Annotated in this window: 16 protein-coding genes and 1 pseudogene; 11 read left to right on the top strand and 6 right to left on the bottom strand. The window is 36.4% G+C overall.

What is annotated here, in order from left to right; translation table 11 throughout:
* The first annotated feature begins 451 nt into the window (after nucleotides 1-451).
* The 6 genes from BC008_RS21790 (at nucleotide 452) to BC008_RS21760 (ending at nucleotide 9,820) form a co-directional block, all read left to right on the top strand.
* The gene (locus BC008_RS21790; protein WP_027842685.1) at nucleotides 452-1,519 is read left to right on the top strand and encodes a 1-acyl-sn-glycerol-3-phosphate acyltransferase; all 1,068 of its coding nucleotides are present in this window, start codon (nucleotides 452-454) and stop codon (nucleotides 1,517-1,519) included.
* Nucleotides 1,520-1,794: 275 nt separating this feature from the next.
* Nucleotides 1,795-3,291 (top strand): flavin-containing monooxygenase, encoded by a 1,497-nt coding sequence (locus tag BC008_RS21780; protein ID WP_027842687.1) that lies wholly within the window; start codon nucleotides 1,795-1,797, stop codon nucleotides 3,289-3,291.
* Between the two features lie 158 nt (nucleotides 3,292-3,449).
* Nucleotides 3,450-4,874, top strand: coding sequence for a hypothetical protein (locus tag BC008_RS21775; protein ID WP_027842688.1), 1,425 nt, complete (start codon nucleotides 3,450-3,452; stop codon nucleotides 4,872-4,874).
* Between the two features lie 41 nt (nucleotides 4,875-4,915).
* On the top strand, nucleotides 4,916-6,004 hold the full coding sequence (locus BC008_RS21770; protein ID WP_027842689.1) for a DUF1822 family protein: 1,089 nt from the start codon (nucleotides 4,916-4,918) through the stop codon (nucleotides 6,002-6,004).
* Nucleotides 6,005-6,281: 277 nt separating this feature from the next.
* The gene (locus tag BC008_RS21765) at nucleotides 6,282-8,909 is read left to right on the top strand and encodes a CHASE2 domain-containing protein (RefSeq protein ID WP_058183791.1); all 2,628 of its coding nucleotides are present in this window, start codon (nucleotides 6,282-6,284) and stop codon (nucleotides 8,907-8,909) included.
* Between the two features lie 2 nt (nucleotides 8,910-8,911).
* Nucleotides 8,912-9,820 carry a DUF928 domain-containing protein gene (locus BC008_RS21760; RefSeq protein ID WP_058183790.1) on the top strand — a complete coding sequence of 303 codons (909 nt, stop codon included), beginning with the start codon at nucleotides 8,912-8,914 and terminating at the stop codon, nucleotides 9,818-9,820.
* Between the two features lie 87 nt (nucleotides 9,821-9,907).
* On the opposite strand, the gene BC008_RS21755 is transcribed toward BC008_RS21760, so the two are convergent.
* Entirely contained in the window at nucleotides 9,908-10,561 is a 654-nt protein-coding gene (locus BC008_RS21755; RefSeq protein ID WP_027842691.1) for a helix-turn-helix transcriptional regulator, read from the bottom strand.
* A gap of 192 nt (nucleotides 10,562-10,753) precedes the next feature.
* Between BC008_RS21755 and BC008_RS21750 the strand changes: the two genes are divergently transcribed.
* The 5 genes from BC008_RS21750 (at nucleotide 10,754) to BC008_RS21730 (ending at nucleotide 13,696) form a co-directional block, all read left to right on the top strand.
* The gene (locus BC008_RS21750; RefSeq protein WP_027842692.1) at nucleotides 10,754-11,143 is read left to right on the top strand and encodes a VOC family protein; all 390 of its coding nucleotides are present in this window, start codon (nucleotides 10,754-10,756) and stop codon (nucleotides 11,141-11,143) included.
* Between the two features lie 57 nt (nucleotides 11,144-11,200).
* Nucleotides 11,201-11,611, top strand: a complete 411-nt coding sequence (locus tag BC008_RS21745; protein ID WP_027842693.1) for a VOC family protein — start codon at nucleotides 11,201-11,203, stop codon at nucleotides 11,609-11,611.
* An 11-nt stretch (nucleotides 11,612-11,622) separates the two neighbouring features.
* Entirely contained in the window at nucleotides 11,623-12,033 is a 411-nt protein-coding gene (locus BC008_RS21740; protein WP_027842694.1) for a RidA family protein, read from the top strand.
* An 87-nt stretch (nucleotides 12,034-12,120) separates the two neighbouring features.
* On the top strand, nucleotides 12,121-12,864 hold the full coding sequence (locus BC008_RS21735; protein ID WP_058183789.1) for an MBL fold metallo-hydrolase: 744 nt from the start codon (nucleotides 12,121-12,123) through the stop codon (nucleotides 12,862-12,864).
* Between the two features lie 118 nt (nucleotides 12,865-12,982).
* A complete protein-coding gene (locus BC008_RS21730; RefSeq protein WP_027842696.1) occupies nucleotides 12,983-13,696 on the top strand; it encodes an SDR family oxidoreductase in 714 nt (237 codons plus the stop codon).
* Between the two features lie 2 nt (nucleotides 13,697-13,698).
* On the opposite strand, the gene BC008_RS21725 is transcribed toward BC008_RS21730, so the two are convergent.
* The 5 genes and pseudogenes from BC008_RS21725 to BC008_RS52770 all read right to left on the bottom strand — a co-directional run.
* Entirely contained in the window at nucleotides 13,699-14,430 is a 732-nt protein-coding gene (locus BC008_RS21725; RefSeq protein ID WP_027842697.1) for a class I SAM-dependent methyltransferase, read from the bottom strand.
* A 59-nt stretch (nucleotides 14,431-14,489) separates the two neighbouring features.
* Nucleotides 14,490-15,389 carry an alpha/beta fold hydrolase gene (locus tag BC008_RS21720; protein ID WP_027842698.1) on the bottom strand — a complete coding sequence of 300 codons (900 nt, stop codon included), beginning with the start codon at nucleotides 15,387-15,389 and terminating at the stop codon, nucleotides 14,490-14,492.
* A gap of 172 nt (nucleotides 15,390-15,561) precedes the next feature.
* The gene (locus BC008_RS21715) at nucleotides 15,562-15,918 is read right to left on the bottom strand and encodes a VOC family protein (protein WP_058183787.1); all 357 of its coding nucleotides are present in this window, start codon (nucleotides 15,916-15,918) and stop codon (nucleotides 15,562-15,564) included.
* A gap of 221 nt (nucleotides 15,919-16,139) precedes the next feature.
* Nucleotides 16,140-16,550, bottom strand: coding sequence for a hypothetical protein (locus BC008_RS21710; RefSeq protein ID WP_235595895.1), 411 nt, complete (start codon nucleotides 16,548-16,550; stop codon nucleotides 16,140-16,142).
* Between the two features lie 12 nt (nucleotides 16,551-16,562).
* A pseudogene (locus BC008_RS52770) lies at nucleotides 16,563-16,736 on the bottom strand (TetR/AcrR family transcriptional regulator); the annotation flags it as partial.
* Between the last annotated feature and the right edge of the window lie 108 nt (nucleotides 16,737-16,844).

Here is a 16,844-nt window from a genome sequence, read left to right as displayed (position 1 = left end):
TAATTAAAATAATGCTATAAACCTTTATACTGCAAGCTTTACAGCCTATATACTCTGAGTATATAAGTTACTTTAAGCATAATTTAAGTTCTCGTACATATCTACTTGCTAATGTAATTGTCGAAACCTAATTATTTTTTGATTAACTTAATATTTTATCTATTTTTTCAATTTAAGTATGTGCTCTTAGGCTCAATGGCATTATATTTGTTTATGAAAATTAGCAATAATTGGCAATTTAAACTCAATTATGGATATTTTTTAATATTTACTAGTGAATTAATGATATAAGAGCTTCAATAATCTTCTATACAAAATATATTGAATAATTATTTGCTGCGATCGCTGTAAATATGGACTACAGGCAAAATTTTAATATTAGACTAAGATTTCTTTAAATTTAGTGACTTAAGCTAAAATATAGTTATCCAATTCACAGGAGTCGATAGTAATGCAAATCAATCGACATCCCAAAAATTCACTTAATTCAGAAGTTGAAAATATATCTCTTGAAGGATATAAGTTTAACTGGTTTGACTGGTTTTGTGTATGGTATCCACCAGGATGGTTAATTTTATTCAATCGTCATTGGCAACACTATCACGAAGACCCAGATGGGTGGAATTGGTTGGAATATTTACTATTTTTAATACCTGCAGGTTTTTACATTGCACTATTTATACGCTGGTTGCGTCTTGGTTTTCGTCCGCCAAAACGACGCCATAGTGCGTTCAATCCCCAGTATCAGCAAGCCTTTAGAGAAGAAATATTAGCACCAATTGTTAAATCTTATTTTCGTGCAGAGTTACATTTATCAGAAAATTTACCTAAAAGTGAAAATATAATTTTCGCGATGAATCATGCGGGAATGTGTTTTCCGTGGGATTTTGTGGTGTTGGGCTATTTATTGGCTGAGAAAAAAGGGTGGATTGTACAACCTTTAGCTGGTGTATCTTTATTTGAACATCCTTGGATGATTTGGTGGTTACCTTCAGGATGGTCCCAAGTATTAGGTGGGATCAAAGCCCAGAAAAAAGATTTTCAAAGTGCTGTCGAACAAAATCGTATTTTACTCTACGCTCCGGAAGGTCTGAGAGGACCAAGCAAAGGATGGGGAAAACGCTATCAGTTAGAAAAATTTGACCCAAGTTTTATCCATATCAGCCAAAAAAATTGTATGAAGATTGTACCGGTTATTTGTATTGGTAACGAAAATCTTCATCCTTGGACTATTAATATTAGTAGACTACAAAGAAAATTACAAAATTTACTTAAATTACCTTTTCTACCATTATCACCTCTCTTACCTATTTTTATGCTTTTCCCTTCCATGGGTGTTTGGGCTGCAAAAAGTCGTTTGCATTATTTTATTGAGTCTTGGATCGAAGCAGAAGCAATCGAATCCCTGCAAACAACAGAAGAAACAAACTTACGGAAGAAGATTTATTGTCAAGCTCAAAAGCTACGCGCACAAATGCAAGAACAGATTAATATAAGACTTAAATTGATAAAGCCTTAATTGATTGATTTAAAAGTAGCAGATAATACTTTAAATGTTGGTTTAGAGCCTGATAACATAAAAAAAATATTTTTGTATAACAATTTACCTTGCACTGAAATGAATTGCTGATACTTTTTAAACGAGTTGAACAATCTAAGTAGAGTTTCTCGAAATATTATTTTGGAACTAATATTTTGGGCAATAATATCTTGGACCATAATCTTTTGTAATTATCCTTAAATCTCATAGTATCGGGGCTTTTTTCAGTTTTTCTCATTCATATAAAACTTCATATGGAAATAAAAAGAGTATGTATTCTTGGTGCAGGTATTAGTGGTTTAGTTGCAGCCAAAACATTTATCGAAGATGGTTACCAAGTGACTGTTTTTGAGAAACAGTCTAATATTGGTGGAGTATGGGAATGCTCTAGAACTTATCCAGAGTTGACAACCCATAATCCTCGAAATACATATTGTTTTACTGACTATCCCTTCCCTCAAGAATATCCAGAGTTTCCTACTGCAGAGCAGATGAGGAATTATTTGCAATCCTATGCAAATAGTTTTGGTGTTACCGAACGGATTTTTTTTCAAACAGAAGTCACGAATATATACAGAAAAATAGGTAACAAAATCATCTGGGTAGTAGAAGCAAACGTCAAAGATGAAAAAGAGAACCGGGTCAGAAAAAAAATATATGACTTTGATTTTGTTTTGATATGTAATGGTGTATTTAATCTTCCCAAAATTCCCAAGCTAGCGAATAGATCGGAATTCGAGTCATGTGGTGGAAAGATACTTCATTCTAGCCAGCTCAATGACCTATCAATTTTAGATGAGAAAAAAGTAATTATCGTTGGTTTTGGTAAATCTGCAACTGAAATTTCAGTCATCGCAGCTGATAGAGCTTCTTCATGTACTCTAATTTTTCGGCGTTCTTTATGGAAGATTCCGAAGTATTTATTCAACAAAATTCCTTATCAGCAAATTTTCTTCACTCGTTTTGCAGAAATTTGGTTACTTTATCTTAGACCCGTAGGAATCGAAAAATTACTTCATTCTTTTGGTAAACCTTTGGTATGGGCTTTCTGGCGCGTCCAAGAGATAATAGTCAGATCGAAATTTAGTCTCAAGAGTTACAAGCTTATACCTAAAAAACCTATGAATAGCATGCTAAACCATACTGCTAATTTAGTTACAGATTATTTTTACAAGTATATTCGAACCGGGAAAATAGATACAAGAAAAGCAGAGATTAGCAATTTTTTTTCTGGTGGTGTAGAACTAAATTCAGGTGAAACTTTAGCCGCTGATATTGTCATTTTTGGAACTGGATTCCGCCAGGATATTTCCTTCTTGGAGGAAAAGTATCGTCATTGGATAGTCGATGAAGAAGGTAATTTTCATTTATACAAACATATGATTCACCCAGACATTCCCAATCTGGGTTTTTTAGGGTATAACTCCAGCATCTTTTGCCAGTTAACCTCAGAGGTCGGAAGTTGGTGGTTATCCCAATACTGCAGAGGTAAGTTATTCTTACCTTCGCGCTCGCAAATGTACAAAGCAATGCATATAAATTTTCGGTGGAACAAAAAAAATCTACCTAATAGTTTAGCCTACGGTATTTGTGTATCTCCATTCAATTTCCATTACCTAGAAAATCTGATTGAAGATATGGGTTTTAATATTTATAGTACAAAGAGTAAGTATATTCAGAACATGATGAATACTATAGAACCATATGCATACAATTGTATTCGAAGAGTATTACGCAATAAAATAAATTGATATATAAGTTATTTCTCATAAATTGATCGCTGGCTAAAAAATTATCTTTTGTAAGATTATCAGAAAAAACAAACATAAAAGTGCATAAGTTGACTATTTGTACATTTATCAACTAAGTGTAGATAAACTAATTAAAATTTTAAGAAAGCGCATTGAATATGAGCGCCTTGTCAAGGTATTGGAATATTTGGCGAATAGATCCCGCAAGCGAAGCAGCGGGGTATAAATCTTGTTCAGTCCCTATCGCAAAGGAATTTATTAAGGATTTAGGAGTTTCTCAAGGTACGGACCTACAAACAACTTTACTATCTTACTTTTACGGGCAAAATGGCACTTTAGATGTCGTCACCCGTGCAAAAGCAGGTCTTTGTCTGCGATGTTATATTTCTTATCCAATTTTAAAGGTTTGCAAAAAAATTGATTATTTATTTAGTGGTGGGAAACAGTTTACCTATCGGGATCTATTACCTTTTGTCCTAGACGATGACGGGAAAAGCTTAATTTTTATAGATAGAGATACAAAAAAACATTTTTTTATAGATAATAACGGCGAACTTAAAGACCCCACTTATCAATTCTTTTCCGCAAAGATATTACAGTCATTTCGTTCGGAGTCTCAGTTAAGAATGAGTTTAGATAATTGGGCATATTTACAAACAAAACAAAATCCCCAGATTAAAAATTTTATCTCAGAATTTGGTTTTAGACATTTGAGTGATTGGGCACTATTAAATAGAGTTAGGCGCAAACAATTAGAAAACTTATCTATAAGCGATCGCAATGTGGTAGAAGCATTTCATATGGTTTATCGTCGCGATCGAGTGAAACAAAGACAAACTGGAATCAGAAAATGTCCAGATCCCTCACGGGAACAATTGCAAGAAATGTTGATGCATTTGAAAGATAAAGAATCTCATATTTATACAACCAAAGATTTAATTATTTTCCTCCATCAAATAGCAATACAACTTAGACAGTATGACATTTGGAATTCTAGGGAACCTTTAGAAATATATAATCCTGAAATTCAAACTTACACGACGAGAACTGATTTACCAGGTTCTAGTTTAGATATTGAAGAAGAAGAAGATAAAGAATTTATGGGCTTTTTACATAAACAATTAAATTTAATATTAGCCAATACAATTAAACAAGAAATAAATAACCGTATTTCCCAACTCCAAAAAAGTAAAAATTATGCTATCTTCGCTAATCAATATCTTCAAGGGTTAAAATTATATTATTGTCAGAATCTTTCCCTTAGAGAAATAGCTCCCAAATTAAATATGAAAAGTTGGGATAGAGCTAGGCGAGTTTTAAATCCAGGAAAGCTTCTAAGTGATATTCGTAGTTCTACAATCAAAGAAATAATTGGTGAAATTTTGCATCAAGTTAAGGAGAAGAAATTTCCTATTAGCTTATCATCGCCAGAATACTTAGAAAATTTAGCAATAGAAGTTGAGTGTTTTGCTGACACAGAAATTTTTAAGGAAGCTGCAGAAGAAATTAGAGCCGGGAAAAATCGCACCATGAATAGTTTATATGCTCAACAATTACGAATTTATTTTAAAAAAAATAATTAATAAAATTGCGGCTCAAAATTAAGATTGAAGGAGTAAAAGTAATGTCAAATATTTCAACACATAACTCTGTAGATTTCAGGCTTTTGATACCAGAAGTTATTTATTTAGAATCAGAACACTTTGATCGTGCGGAAAAAATATGTTTACAAAGTAATCATGAAGATAAGCAGTGGCAAAATCATCTAAATTCTTTAGCTGTAGTTGCTTTTAAAGATTGGTTCAAAGAAAAACTATCTACGTACAGCTTAAGTTTAGAAATTAAAGCGACTGAAGATGGGTATTATTTATCAGTTGGTAAATTTAACTATTTTTTGATTACAGTAGAACATCTGTTAGATGAAATTGTAAATGTATCTAAAAGTATTATTAATACGTCCACAATTAAGGTGGACTTCTATGTACTAATAGAAGTATTAGAAGAAGAGGAAGAGGTAATAATTAAAGGATTTTTAAATAATGGCGAACTACATGATTATTGTACTGAAATAATATCGCATTCATCCAATAAAAATTATTATCAAATTCCTCTATCAATATTTGATTCAGAACCTAATCATTTATTGTTATGTCACCAATTTGCAGAAGTACTTGAATTATCTAGAATTGAAGTATCTGCAGCTGAGTTATCTACAGTTAAAACTGAAATCAAGACAAAAGAGAAGAAAATATTCATTAGTGAAATAGATAAAAAAATACCCAAGCTTAGTGAATGGTTTAAAAATATTTTTGATGAAGGCTGGCTGACAATAGATAAATTAACAAAAGTAGAAACAAACTTAGCCTTCAATACCATCAGGAAATCGATCCAAGGGGTTAGGAGAGGTAAGCTAATTGATTTAGAAATACAATTAGGTAAAAATACTGTAGCTTTACTGGTTAATATAGTTGAAGTGAATGGCAATAAGTTTTCCATCTTAGTGCAACTACACCCCACTGGCAAAAATAAACATTTGCCCCATAATCTTCAATTGAGAATGTTTTCTAAAGGAGGAAAGGTACTTCAAGACGTTCAAGCAAGAATTAAAGATAATTATATTCAATTGAAACCATTTAAAGGAGAAGCAGGAAAACGTTTTAGTATTGAAGTTGCTTTAGGTGATGTGAGTGTTAAAGAGAATTTCGAAATTTAAGTATAAAATCTTCAAGCTATTCTAATTTACCAATTAACTCCTCAAATACTGACAAGACAAACAGTAAAAATCTTAACCGTAGCAAAATAGGAAAGCATACTTTTAGCTAATACCTCGAAATATTAGCTAAAATTATTATTTGTGTTTTAATAATTATTTTGTAAAGACAAGTTGTAAAATACTAATGCATATTAAAGATAAAATTAACATGTCTTGCTAAAAAAACAAAAGATAAAAGCAAAAATTGTTTTATGATTGATTATTTTATCTGCTTCTTATGAGTAGGGTAATTGTTTTAAGTTTGGGGACGGGAAATTTACAAGATGGTTTTCCTGTTGTAACTTTACAACTTGGAGAATCAAATAATGCTTATAGGATGAAATTTACTGGTAGCTTACCACCAGCACCAGAAATTGCTCAAATCTATCGCAATTGGCAATCTTTATATTCGGCTTTTTATCAACCTTTAACCTTGTATCGTAATACTGAGGATATTGACGAAGCAGATGACACTTGGGAAATAGAAGAAGGTTATATAACTAATGTTTCCGAAGTAGATATTGTTTCTCTATGCAATCAGATTTCACAAAGTATAAATGCCTGGTTTGATTCAATAGAATTTCGTAATATCGATCAACAATTGCGCACACATTTAGAACCATCCGAAGAAATTCGCTTCATCATTGAAACAAACGATATTTTATTGCGAAGAATTCCTTGGCATCTTTGGAAATTTTTTGATGATTACCCCAAATCAGAAGTTGCAATAAGTGCTTATGACTACCAAAAGCAAAAAAAAATTCTCGAGTACTCTCATAAAGAGGATGTAAAAATTCTAGCTATTTTTGGTAGCAGCGAAGGGATTGATATTAGTCAAGACAGACTTTTTTTAGAACAATTATCTGCTCGAGTAGAATATGGTACTATCGCTTCAGATTGCACTAATGAAGTCGCTGCTTCACGTTGCACCATCGAATTTTTGGTAGAACCAAAGTTGAGCCAATTAGACGAAAAGCTGTGGCAAAAAGGTTGGGATATTATTTTCTTTGCTGGTCACAGTGGTACTCAAGAGCAAGGATTTATACATATAAATAGTAAAGATATTATTACTATCGATAAGTTAAAGAATGCTTTCAAGCAAGCCATCGGTCGAGGGCTAAAATTAGCGATTTTTAATTCTTGTGATGGTCTAGGTTTAGCAAAAACATTAATCGAATTACATATTCCACAAGTTATTGTCATGCGCGAGCCTGTACCAGATAAGGTCGCGCAGGAATTTTTAAAGTATTTTTTGGCTTCATTCTCACAGGGACAATCTTTATATACAGCAGTACGTTACGCACGAGAAAGGTTACAAGTTCTCGAGAAAGATTACCTTTGTGCGACTTGGCTACCAGTAATTTGTCAAAACCCAGCCGAAGCACCTATCATTTGGTCTAAAAATGGCATTCACACTGAAGGCGGACAGGACAAAATATTGCCATTTTCGAGCAAGATATTAGCTGTAAATTCTGACTATACGAATAAATCTGATATTCTTATACCTAAAACAAAAAGAAAGCCCAGTCGTAACCGTAGGGAAAAACCTCCATCAATAAAATTTAATCAAAAACGCTTAATAAAGAAATTTTGGTCATTTGGTCAGGGCAAATCCCCTTTGAAAACTTTACTAGTAGTAAGTATATTTTTAGCCACTCTATTAATGAGTATTCGCTACTTAGGATTTATACAACCTTGGGAATTAAATGCTTATGACCATTTAATGCAATTGCGACCATACGAACAGCCAGATCGACGCTTGTTGATAGTTACAGTGGGCGAGTCAGACATCAAGTATCAGATAGAACAAGGGATGGATATGCGATGGTCTTTATCAGACCAGGCATTGTCTAAGGTTTTAGAAAAGTTAGAGCAGTATGACCCAATATCTATTGGTCTAAATATTTACCGAGAATTTCCAGCTGATCCAAACTACCCCAATCTAGTAAATCGGTTAAATAAGAATAAAAATTTAATAGCTATATGTAAAGTTTCTGCCCCTGCTGATGGGGAACCAGATGGTGTCCCTCCTCCACCAGAAGTTCCCAAAGAACGTCACAGCTTTAGTGATTTTGTAATAGATATGGATGGGGTCCTCCGTCGTCAACTTTTATTTATGAACCCTCCTTTAAATTCTCCTTGTATAACGGAGTATGCTTTTAGTTACTTAATGGCAAGAGAGTATCTAAAGTCACAAGGATATCCCCAACCTAAATTTAACGTTCAAGGCAACTTGCAAATTGATAAGCTTATATTCAAACGTTTAGAACCCCACAGTAGTGGTTACCAGGGAGTAGATGCAGCTGGTAATCAAATATTAGTAAATTATCGTTCTCTACCTTCTTTTAAGGATATTGCTACTCAAGTCAGTCTCAAAGATATCCTTAGTGACAAAATTAATCCTAACTCTATTGAGGGCCTCAAAAACCGTATTGTTCTGATTGGCGTTACCGCCCCTAGTATTACTCAGTTTTGGCAAACCCCTTATGTTTCCAGAGGAGTTTACAAAGAACTTGAGATACCTCATGTGATTGTACAAGCCCACATGATAAGTCAGATTCTCAGCGCAGTTGAAGACAAGAGGTCTTTAATATGGTGGTGGTCTGGGTGGTTTGAAGCTCTGTGGATATGGTGTTGGTCTTTGCTAGGAGGAGTTATCGCTCTTACTATTTGGCAACCAATTACTCTAGTATTCGCTACCGCAACAGCTTTGTTATTACTTTTTAGTACGTGCTTTGGTATATTGATATATGCTGGATGGGTTCCTCTTGTACCCCCAGCATTAGGGTTGATATGCTGTGCATTTCTTCTCAAAGTTTTATTAAGCGATGGCTTTATTCCAATCCAGAAATCTATTAATACTTGATAATGGCCGAGATTAATTTATTCAAAATTCTAATCAAACAGCTTTATATTATTTCTTTGCCAGTTGTATTATTTGGAAATTTAGAACGATCTTGGGCTGGAATGGTAGATACTAATATCTCCCAAGAAAATATCCCTGTTATTGATCGAGGAGTATTTAAACTTCAAATATCCAAACAGCTATTCAAAGTAAGTTCGCCCGACAAGTCGATCGCCAGATCGATTTCTTTCGCACAAAAATATTTAGCCCAAAAAGTACCTGACAATATAGGTGCTCCCACAGGTCGTCGTAAGGGAGGAGCAACTAGGGATCCAAAGCAATGTTCGAGTTTAGAAAAACCTATCACTGCTTTGGTTCCTGGAGGGAAAAGTGGCGAGAAAAATAAATCATTTTTTGCATCAACAGTTGATCGATACCTAAATGTTTGGTTGTTCGTTCCTCAATTAACAACTCCCATGAAGTTTGGAGAATTTGTATTGCAAGATGACAGTGGCAACGACATTTTGAGAAAAAGAATGTCACTTCCCCATAAGGCTGGCGTTATAGGTATCAGCATTCCCCAAAATCCCCAATATGCTCTCAAAAAAAATCATAAATATCAATGGTACTTTCAAGTTTACTGTGGGGATCCAAAAATTCCCCGAGAGTATGCTTATGTTGATGCGTGGTTACAAAGAGTCGCACTAAATCCAAATTTGCAAAAACAATTAGAAACAACTAAACGAGGTAAATACGCTATTTATAGCAAAAATCATCTTTGGTACGATGCTGTTAGCGACCTAGCAAAACTTCGCACTCGCAATCCAAATTCACAGCAACTTGCTCGAGATTGGGCTAACTTACTCAAAATTTTTAATCTAGAAGAATTCGTTGATGTACCTATTATCAAAAATTATGTTTTGTCAGAGTGATTGGTAATGGGTAATTGGTAATTGGTAATTGGTAAAAGCCCGCCCCTCAAAGCGATTTGCTAATTGGTAATAGATTTGAACTAAAATCTATTGCTTTGCGACCCTATAAGCACAGCGACGCGCACCAGCAACAATATGCTCGGTTCGCTCGATCGCATATTCTTCTCCTAAAGCTGCTTGAAAAACTTCCTGCTCCTTCATACACAAACCGACACAAGCAGTTGCAGCAGCACAAATCGGACAATGATTCTCAATCAACAAAAACGACCCATCTTCTTGAGGTTGAACTAGAGCCATATAGCCCTCTTGAGTACGAATTTCCGCTAAGGCTTCTAATCTTTCTCCTAGGGTATCTAATCCTACTAAATATTCTTGATAGTTATCTGTTTGCTGTCGTGCTTTAATTTCTAAAAGTCGATCTAAACCAGCTTCTCCAAACGCTTCTGTGACGGAGTTAATTAGACTTAATGTTAATTCGGCGTACCCATCAGGAAAAAAGCGATTTGCAGCAGCAGTTAATTGCCAAATTTTTGCAGGACGCCCCATCGCTCTAGATTCTTCTTGATAAGTGACTAAATTTTCATCTTGCAGAGCGTACAAATGTTGACGTACAGCCATCGTCGAAACATTTAAACGAGAAGCTAACTCCTGCGAATCCATCTCTCCTTCTTGCTTGAGCAAGTTAATAATTGCACGTCTAGTCCGGACTGCAGTCGATTTTTTGTTGGATTTTTTTGCCATGTAACACTCGTCATTAATGTCTTTAACATCAAGAAAAATATGCTTGTAAGTTTATCTATACCGATAAAAGTTTGAATACGGATTTTTATAGATATATATACAAAGTAAAGAAAAATCTTTACAAAGTCAATTGAATTGTGTAGGCTAGTTTATAAAGAAAAAACTTTAGAAAGTTATTGCGAGCAACTGAATATGAATTTTCATCGATTTGAACATATTAACCAGTCATGTAAGAACCTGGATGTGACTCGTCAGTTTTATCAGACTCTATTCCCCCAATGGTATGTACGGGCTGAGGGTGAGGAAGATGGCTGGAAGTGGATGCATTTTGGCGAACGCCAGTTTTACCTCTCTCTAAATCAATATCTAGATTCATCAACCGTTTCACCATCGATGGGTCATGTAGACCATATTGGCTTTGTGATTGAAAATAGTGAAGCGATGAAAGCTTTGTTAGATGAAAACGGGATTGATTATTCTATTTATATTTCTCCAGAAACCAAATGTCGTATATACGTCGATGACCCGGATGGTACTCAAGTGGAGTTGGTGGAATACAACGAAAGCTACGAGTTGAAATAATTATTGAAACAACTAGTATCCAAACTGGTTTAATTTAAGATAATAAGGAGATTTCCAATGGTTGATCGCGGAATAACACACATTGCACTTGCAGTTAAGGACGTCGATGCAAGTATTTCGTTTTATCAAAAATATGCCAACGTGCAAGTCGTACATCGTCGAAGCGATAGCACAACACAGTCTGATGTTGCTTGGATAGGTGATTCAATTCACCCTTTTGTTATCGTATTAATAGGAAACTCTCAAGTAAAAAGTCCACTCTTACCGGAATCCCATATTGGTGTAGTATATGAGACTCGCGAACAAATAGATCGTCTCTGCAAGATTGCCCGAACGGAAGGAATTTTAATTAAAGGTCCAACTGATTCGCCCCCTCCAGTTGGTTATTGGGCTTATATTCAAGACCCAGACAATCACACCTTGGAAATTTCTTACGGTCAAAATGTTGAATCAGTAATTAAGAGTTAAGAGTTAAAACAATGACTAAAGATATTAAGTATATTAATCCAAAAGGATTGTACGATCCTTCTGGAAATGGCTACAGCCATGTGGTTATTGTGCCACCAGGGGCAACTATGATTTATATTGCCGGACAAGGTGGTGAAGATGAAAACGGCAATCTTATTGATGATTTTGCCCGACAATTAAAACAGGCTTTTGCTAATCTCCGTGTTGCTCTGAGTGCAGCTGGAGCAAATCCAGAACATGTAGTCAAACTCACTAGTTTTGTAGTTGAACATGACGAGTCCAAAGTTCAATTATTAGCCTCTGAAGTTTTAGGGATATGGGGAAATCAAACACCTGCACATACACTTATACCCGTACCGAGATTAGCACTTGATGGAATGTTATTCGAGGTTGATGCGATTGCAGCAATTCCCAATTCTTAGTCATCAAAAAATTTGCTATCAATTCATTAATGACAAAAGCTGACAAAATCTAAAACTTTAATAAATATATACAAAGGAATTTTAACTATGTCTGTAGAAAGTCAAGTATTGACTGTAAATGTGAACGACCGACAATGGGTTTGTACCGTTTGTGGTTATAACATGGTTGGTAAGATGCCCGATGTCTGTCCATTTTGTGGGGCGCGCCATGACACATTTGTTACTTGGAATGAAGCAGAACAGACCTATCGAGTAACACCAAGCAAAGTAAATGATTACGTCACACAATTGATTTCTGTACCTCGTCTAGGAATTGAGCATGCTGCTTATCGCATTGAAACGGATGATGGTGTAGCAGTATGGATTGATTGTCCGTCAGCATTCAATCGGGACTTAGAACCAGTAGAAGCTATTTACTTCACTCATAAGGATTTTATGGGTGCATCCAACCAATATCGACAGTTATGGGGTGCGAAGGTTTATCTGCATATTAACGATAGCGAACATCCCCTTGTCCAGCAATTTCCTGTTGACAATAAAATTTACGGTGACTTTAGCGAGCATGGTGTTGAAGCCTTTTATATCGGTGGTCATACTCCAGGTTTCATGATATATGTCTATCGCAAGGTTTTGTTTATTTGTGATTATGTATTTCCTCCGGGCTCGAACATGCAATTCAACCCCTTTGGACCAAAAGATAAAACTCGTAAACGTGCATCAAGAATACTAGATATTGTTTCTGAGAAATCCCTTGAAACCGTATGTGGTTATAATTTTGTTACTGATTTCGATAGCTGGTACAAAGATTTCAAGCACCTACTCCATGGTTAATTAATATTTCTTGTATCAATTGATGTAGTGTGTTAGGCGCAAAACCATTAAACATTATTTCAAATACTTCATTAGCGCCATAACGCACCATTAAGAAAATAGGTCGAGGTGAGTGAGGATGAATCAACAGAAAATTGCGATTATTACAGCTGCGAGTAGATCTATAGGTGCAGGATGTGCGCGAGAACTAGCAGCACGAGGTTATAAAGTTTCTCTAATGGCGCGTGGTAGAAATATTTTTGATTTAGCTTCAGAGTTGGATGGGATTGCAATTCAAGGCTCAATTACAAAATTCCAAGACTTGCAACAATTAGTAGAGACAACCTTGGTTAATTATGGACGCATAGATGCAGTGGTGAATAGTTTTGGTGACCCACCCCGACCGGATTTACTTTCTATCTCCGATGAAATGTGGTTAGAAAATTTTGAAATGCTCTTCCTGAGTGTTGTTAGGATGGCGAGATTAGTTACAGAAGCAATGCAAAAATCAGGAGGTGGGGTAATAGTTAATATTTCAGCCTGTGATTCCCAGGAACCATCCTTAGGAACACCTTTCAGTGGAACCATCCGCGCCGCAATGGAAGGATTTACAAAACTTTACGCTAAGCGTTACAAAGTAGATAAAATTCGGATGATTTCGATCGCACCTTTTTTTGTCGCAGATTCAATGGAAGAATTGGAAGGATGGGACGTACCGAACAATTTGATATTTGGTCGTCCTGCGACCTATGCTGAGTTTGCAAAAACAGTGGCTTTTTTGGTTTCTGATGATGCTAAATTTATTACTGGTACAACCCTAAAGGTTGATGGGGGAAGTTCTGCAACAATTTAATATCAATTTGGTTTTTCCCAAACTGATACGTGATAGCGACTAGTATTTGTAAATGGTTCTTTTTTCCAGCCTCCCCACCTTGCTCTGAGTTTTAAATTGGCGATTCTTGCCATAAGATCGAGTTCTGATGGCCAAACGTAACGAAAATGTATTGAAGATAACTCCATCTTTTGGTTATGAATTCTCAAATGATGTGATGTTAGGGATTGAGAAACAACATCATAGGTATCTACTCCCCAATGACGCTCGCATAGATCGAATACCCGATTTGTTTCACCATGTGGTAAGGACTGAAGAGCGGGAACCATGACCTCAAGAACAAAACTTCCACCAGGTTTAAGATGTGAGGCTGCGTTTTGGAAACATCTAACTTGCTCATCTTGAGTTGTGAGATTCATGATGGTATTGAAAATCAGGTAGACAAGCGAGAAGGATTCTCCACATGATGCAGTTGTGAAGTCACCTTGAATTACTGAAATTCGGTCGCTACCAGATTTCTCAGTAAGCTTGGTAATCATGGTATTAGATAGTTCAATTCCATGAACTTTGATGCCTTTCATCGCCAGTGGTAAAGCTATGCGACCTGTTCCAATACCAAATTCCAATGCATTCCCGCCATCAGCAAGTTCAGCCAGAAAATCAACAACTGGTTCGACTTTTTCCGGGTTGAAGGCGTCTACGTCGTCATCATATGTTGCAGCAACTCTTTCGTCGAAATATCCGTCACTATGCATGGTTCAAATATGAAATTCACCCTATTGATATAGAAAAAAGTTATTTTGGAGCGATAGGTTTAGCCCTCTGTCTGAGATCGCAATGAAATCTGCTTAAATACATCATCAAACAACTGTACTATAAACAAATGTCCTTCTTTTGGATACCGATTTAGTTTTGTTTGTGGTATCTTCTCATCGAAATATGCTGCATAACTATAGGGCGCAAACCTGTCTTCTTCTCCGTGAAACAGGTGCACTTCTATCTTTATCTCCTCAACTCTAAAACCCCATTCCCCATACAAAATGATTGCATCATCAGCCGGTCCTCGAACTCCTTGCCGAAATCCTTCTGCTATGTCATCTGCATAAAATTGGGCTAATTCTTCATCTGCTGCCAGCAGTTTGTCCGCCACACTCATCGAACTTTCTAGCGATTTCATAAAACCCTGGGGTGACATCCTTTTGGCTGCATATCCAATAAACGAAAATGGCACATAGAATATCCAAGGTGCACTTTTTGACAGCTTGGCAAAGAATCGATCCAACGGAGCCATTTCCTCCCACAATTTAGGCTCTGTTGCTACTGGTCCCCAACTTCCCATCACTACAGAAAACTCAAGTAGCTCTGGGATTGCATAACTGCATGCTAGCGTATATGCCCCTCCGCCTGATGCACCAATAACTCCAAATCTCCTAACTCCAAGCTGTTTTGCAACTTCTTTCACATCTTGTGACCAATCCAGTAATCTCCTGTTTTTGACGTAATCCGACCGACCCATTCCAGGTCGATCCAATGCTATGATTCGGTAACCATATTCTTTTCCTGCTCGATCGCCAAATGAAGGTTCATACCGGGATCCTGGCGTGCCATGAAAATAGAATACGGGCTTTCCTTGTGGATCACCGTATTCACAATAAGCGATCTGCCGTCCATCATCCACTCGAACGTATTGTGTATCAGGCTTATGCTCCGGCATCTTCATGTCGATCTCCAAATACAACTACGCCAATACAGCCTAACTATTTATTACAACGAAAGTTTTCACATATCTCAACATCGTAAGTGAATCAGATACCACCCATCATACTAAACGAGGGCGTAGTCCAAAATTTCTGAAGCACCTTGCGACAAATGTCAGCAAGTAGCTATTAATATACTAGTGAAGTAGTAAGTCCGATGGCATTGCCAAACGGATCTATAAGCATTGCTGCATCAGCACCGAGATCTGTTTTTAGTGGACCTCGGTATAATGATGCTCCTTTTGCGCTTAACTTCATTATGGCATTGGAAACATTGCTTACTTCCCAATAAGTCACTGAACCACCGACACCAGTTGGATTTTTTGTATCGGCAGGGTGGAAACCAAAGATCATCCCTGCACCGCGAACAAAAGCATAATTCGGATTTTCATACTCAACCTTAGAGTCAAGCAAATCAGCATACCATTGTGCGGCTGTATTAATATCTTCGACGAAGAAAATTGTTGACTCTATATGCTTGAACAATATCGATTCCTTTTTTAGCTGCTAATTATTTATTATATGAAAGGTTTACATATAACTTGTTGTCAAATATTTCCCATCCTAATATGCAAAGTGTTGGAAATTACTGCCCCATCTGAAGTATACAGAAATCATCACAAACTGGGAAAAACAAGGTATCAACAAAGCATTAGAACAAGTGGCACTTAATTCGTTACGCGAAGTTTCATAACTGTATCCGTAATTCAGTCTTGTTTATGATTGATGGCTAGTTGTCTGATAATTTGTTCCAGTGCATTTGCTGCAGAGTTAAAGCTAGAATCCTTATCTGGCTGAGATGCAATCCAAAGAGCAGCATCTATCATCGCGCCGTTCAGTAGAACTGCAAGGGCTTGGGGATTGACATCAGAAAAAATTTTTCTGTTAATCAAATCAGCGATCGCTTCTGTCAATGGATCGAGACTACTTTGAGCGTCGATATCACGTAGCCTTTGCCCGAGAACTGAAGGTGCATCCTTAAAAACGATGCGTTGTATTTCTGGTTCAAGGGCAAACGTTAAATAGGCACGACATACTTTCACAAAAGCTTCCAGTGATGTGTCATCGCCGCCGATTTCTAAGAGACGTTCGCCCATTTCATGATCGATCTCTCGCACAACTGCCTCAAATAACCCTTCTTTGCCACCAAAATTGTGATACAGCGCTCCTCGCGTGACGCCAACGCTGGCACAAAGCTTATCCATAGAGGTTTCGGCATAACCGACTTTAAAGAAGCTCTTGCGTGCTGCCGCAATTAATTGTGCTGAGGTCTCCGCCTTTTTTTGAGCCCGTGATTTGGACATATTTTCCTCTAATCTATTGACATACTAGACGTATGTGAGATATTACATACATAACGTAGGTTAAATCAATAGGTATGGATAATCAACCAAGTAGTTTTGAAACCGTAC

The sequence above is a fragment of the Mastigocoleus testarum BC008 genome, from assembly GCF_001456025.1.
GTDB classification, from domain to species: domain Bacteria; phylum Cyanobacteriota; class Cyanobacteriia; order Cyanobacteriales; family Nostocaceae; genus Mastigocoleus; species Mastigocoleus testarum.
Note: the sequence above shows the minus strand (reverse complement) of the source record. Positions and strands in the feature narration are given on the sequence as shown.

What these genes read in the sequence shown, in the direction of transcription:
- BC008_RS21790 (WP_027842685.1), top strand. Translation starts at nt 452, where the DNA reads ATGCAAATCAATCGACATCCCAAAAATTCACTTAATTCAGAAGTTGAA.
- BC008_RS21780 (WP_027842687.1), top strand. Translation starts at nt 1,795, where the DNA reads ATGGAAATAAAAAGAGTATGTATTCTTGGTGCAGGTATTAGTGGTTTA.
- BC008_RS21775 (WP_027842688.1), top strand. Translation starts at nt 3,450, where the DNA reads ATGAGCGCCTTGTCAAGGTATTGGAATATTTGGCGAATAGATCCCGCA.
- BC008_RS21770 (WP_027842689.1), top strand. Translation starts at nt 4,916, where the DNA reads ATGTCAAATATTTCAACACATAACTCTGTAGATTTCAGGCTTTTGATA.
- BC008_RS21765 (WP_058183791.1), top strand. Translation starts at nt 6,282, where the DNA reads ATGAGTAGGGTAATTGTTTTAAGTTTGGGGACGGGAAATTTACAAGAT.
- BC008_RS21760 (WP_058183790.1), top strand. Translation starts at nt 8,912, where the DNA reads ATGGCCGAGATTAATTTATTCAAAATTCTAATCAAACAGCTTTATATT.
- BC008_RS21755 (WP_027842691.1), bottom strand. Translation starts at nt 10,561, where the DNA reads ATGGCAAAAAAATCCAACAAAAAATCGACTGCAGTCCGGACTAGACGT.
- BC008_RS21750 (WP_027842692.1), top strand. Translation starts at nt 10,754, where the DNA reads ATGAATTTTCATCGATTTGAACATATTAACCAGTCATGTAAGAACCTG.
- BC008_RS21745 (WP_027842693.1), top strand. Translation starts at nt 11,201, where the DNA reads ATGGTTGATCGCGGAATAACACACATTGCACTTGCAGTTAAGGACGTC.
- BC008_RS21740 (WP_027842694.1), top strand. Translation starts at nt 11,623, where the DNA reads ATGACTAAAGATATTAAGTATATTAATCCAAAAGGATTGTACGATCCT.
- BC008_RS21735 (WP_058183789.1), top strand. Translation starts at nt 12,121, where the DNA reads ATGTCTGTAGAAAGTCAAGTATTGACTGTAAATGTGAACGACCGACAA.
- BC008_RS21730 (WP_027842696.1), top strand. Translation starts at nt 12,983, where the DNA reads ATGAATCAACAGAAAATTGCGATTATTACAGCTGCGAGTAGATCTATA.
- BC008_RS21725 (WP_027842697.1), bottom strand. Translation starts at nt 14,430, where the DNA reads ATGCATAGTGACGGATATTTCGACGAAAGAGTTGCTGCAACATATGAT.
- BC008_RS21720 (WP_027842698.1), bottom strand. Translation starts at nt 15,389, where the DNA reads ATGCCGGAGCATAAGCCTGATACACAATACGTTCGAGTGGATGATGGA.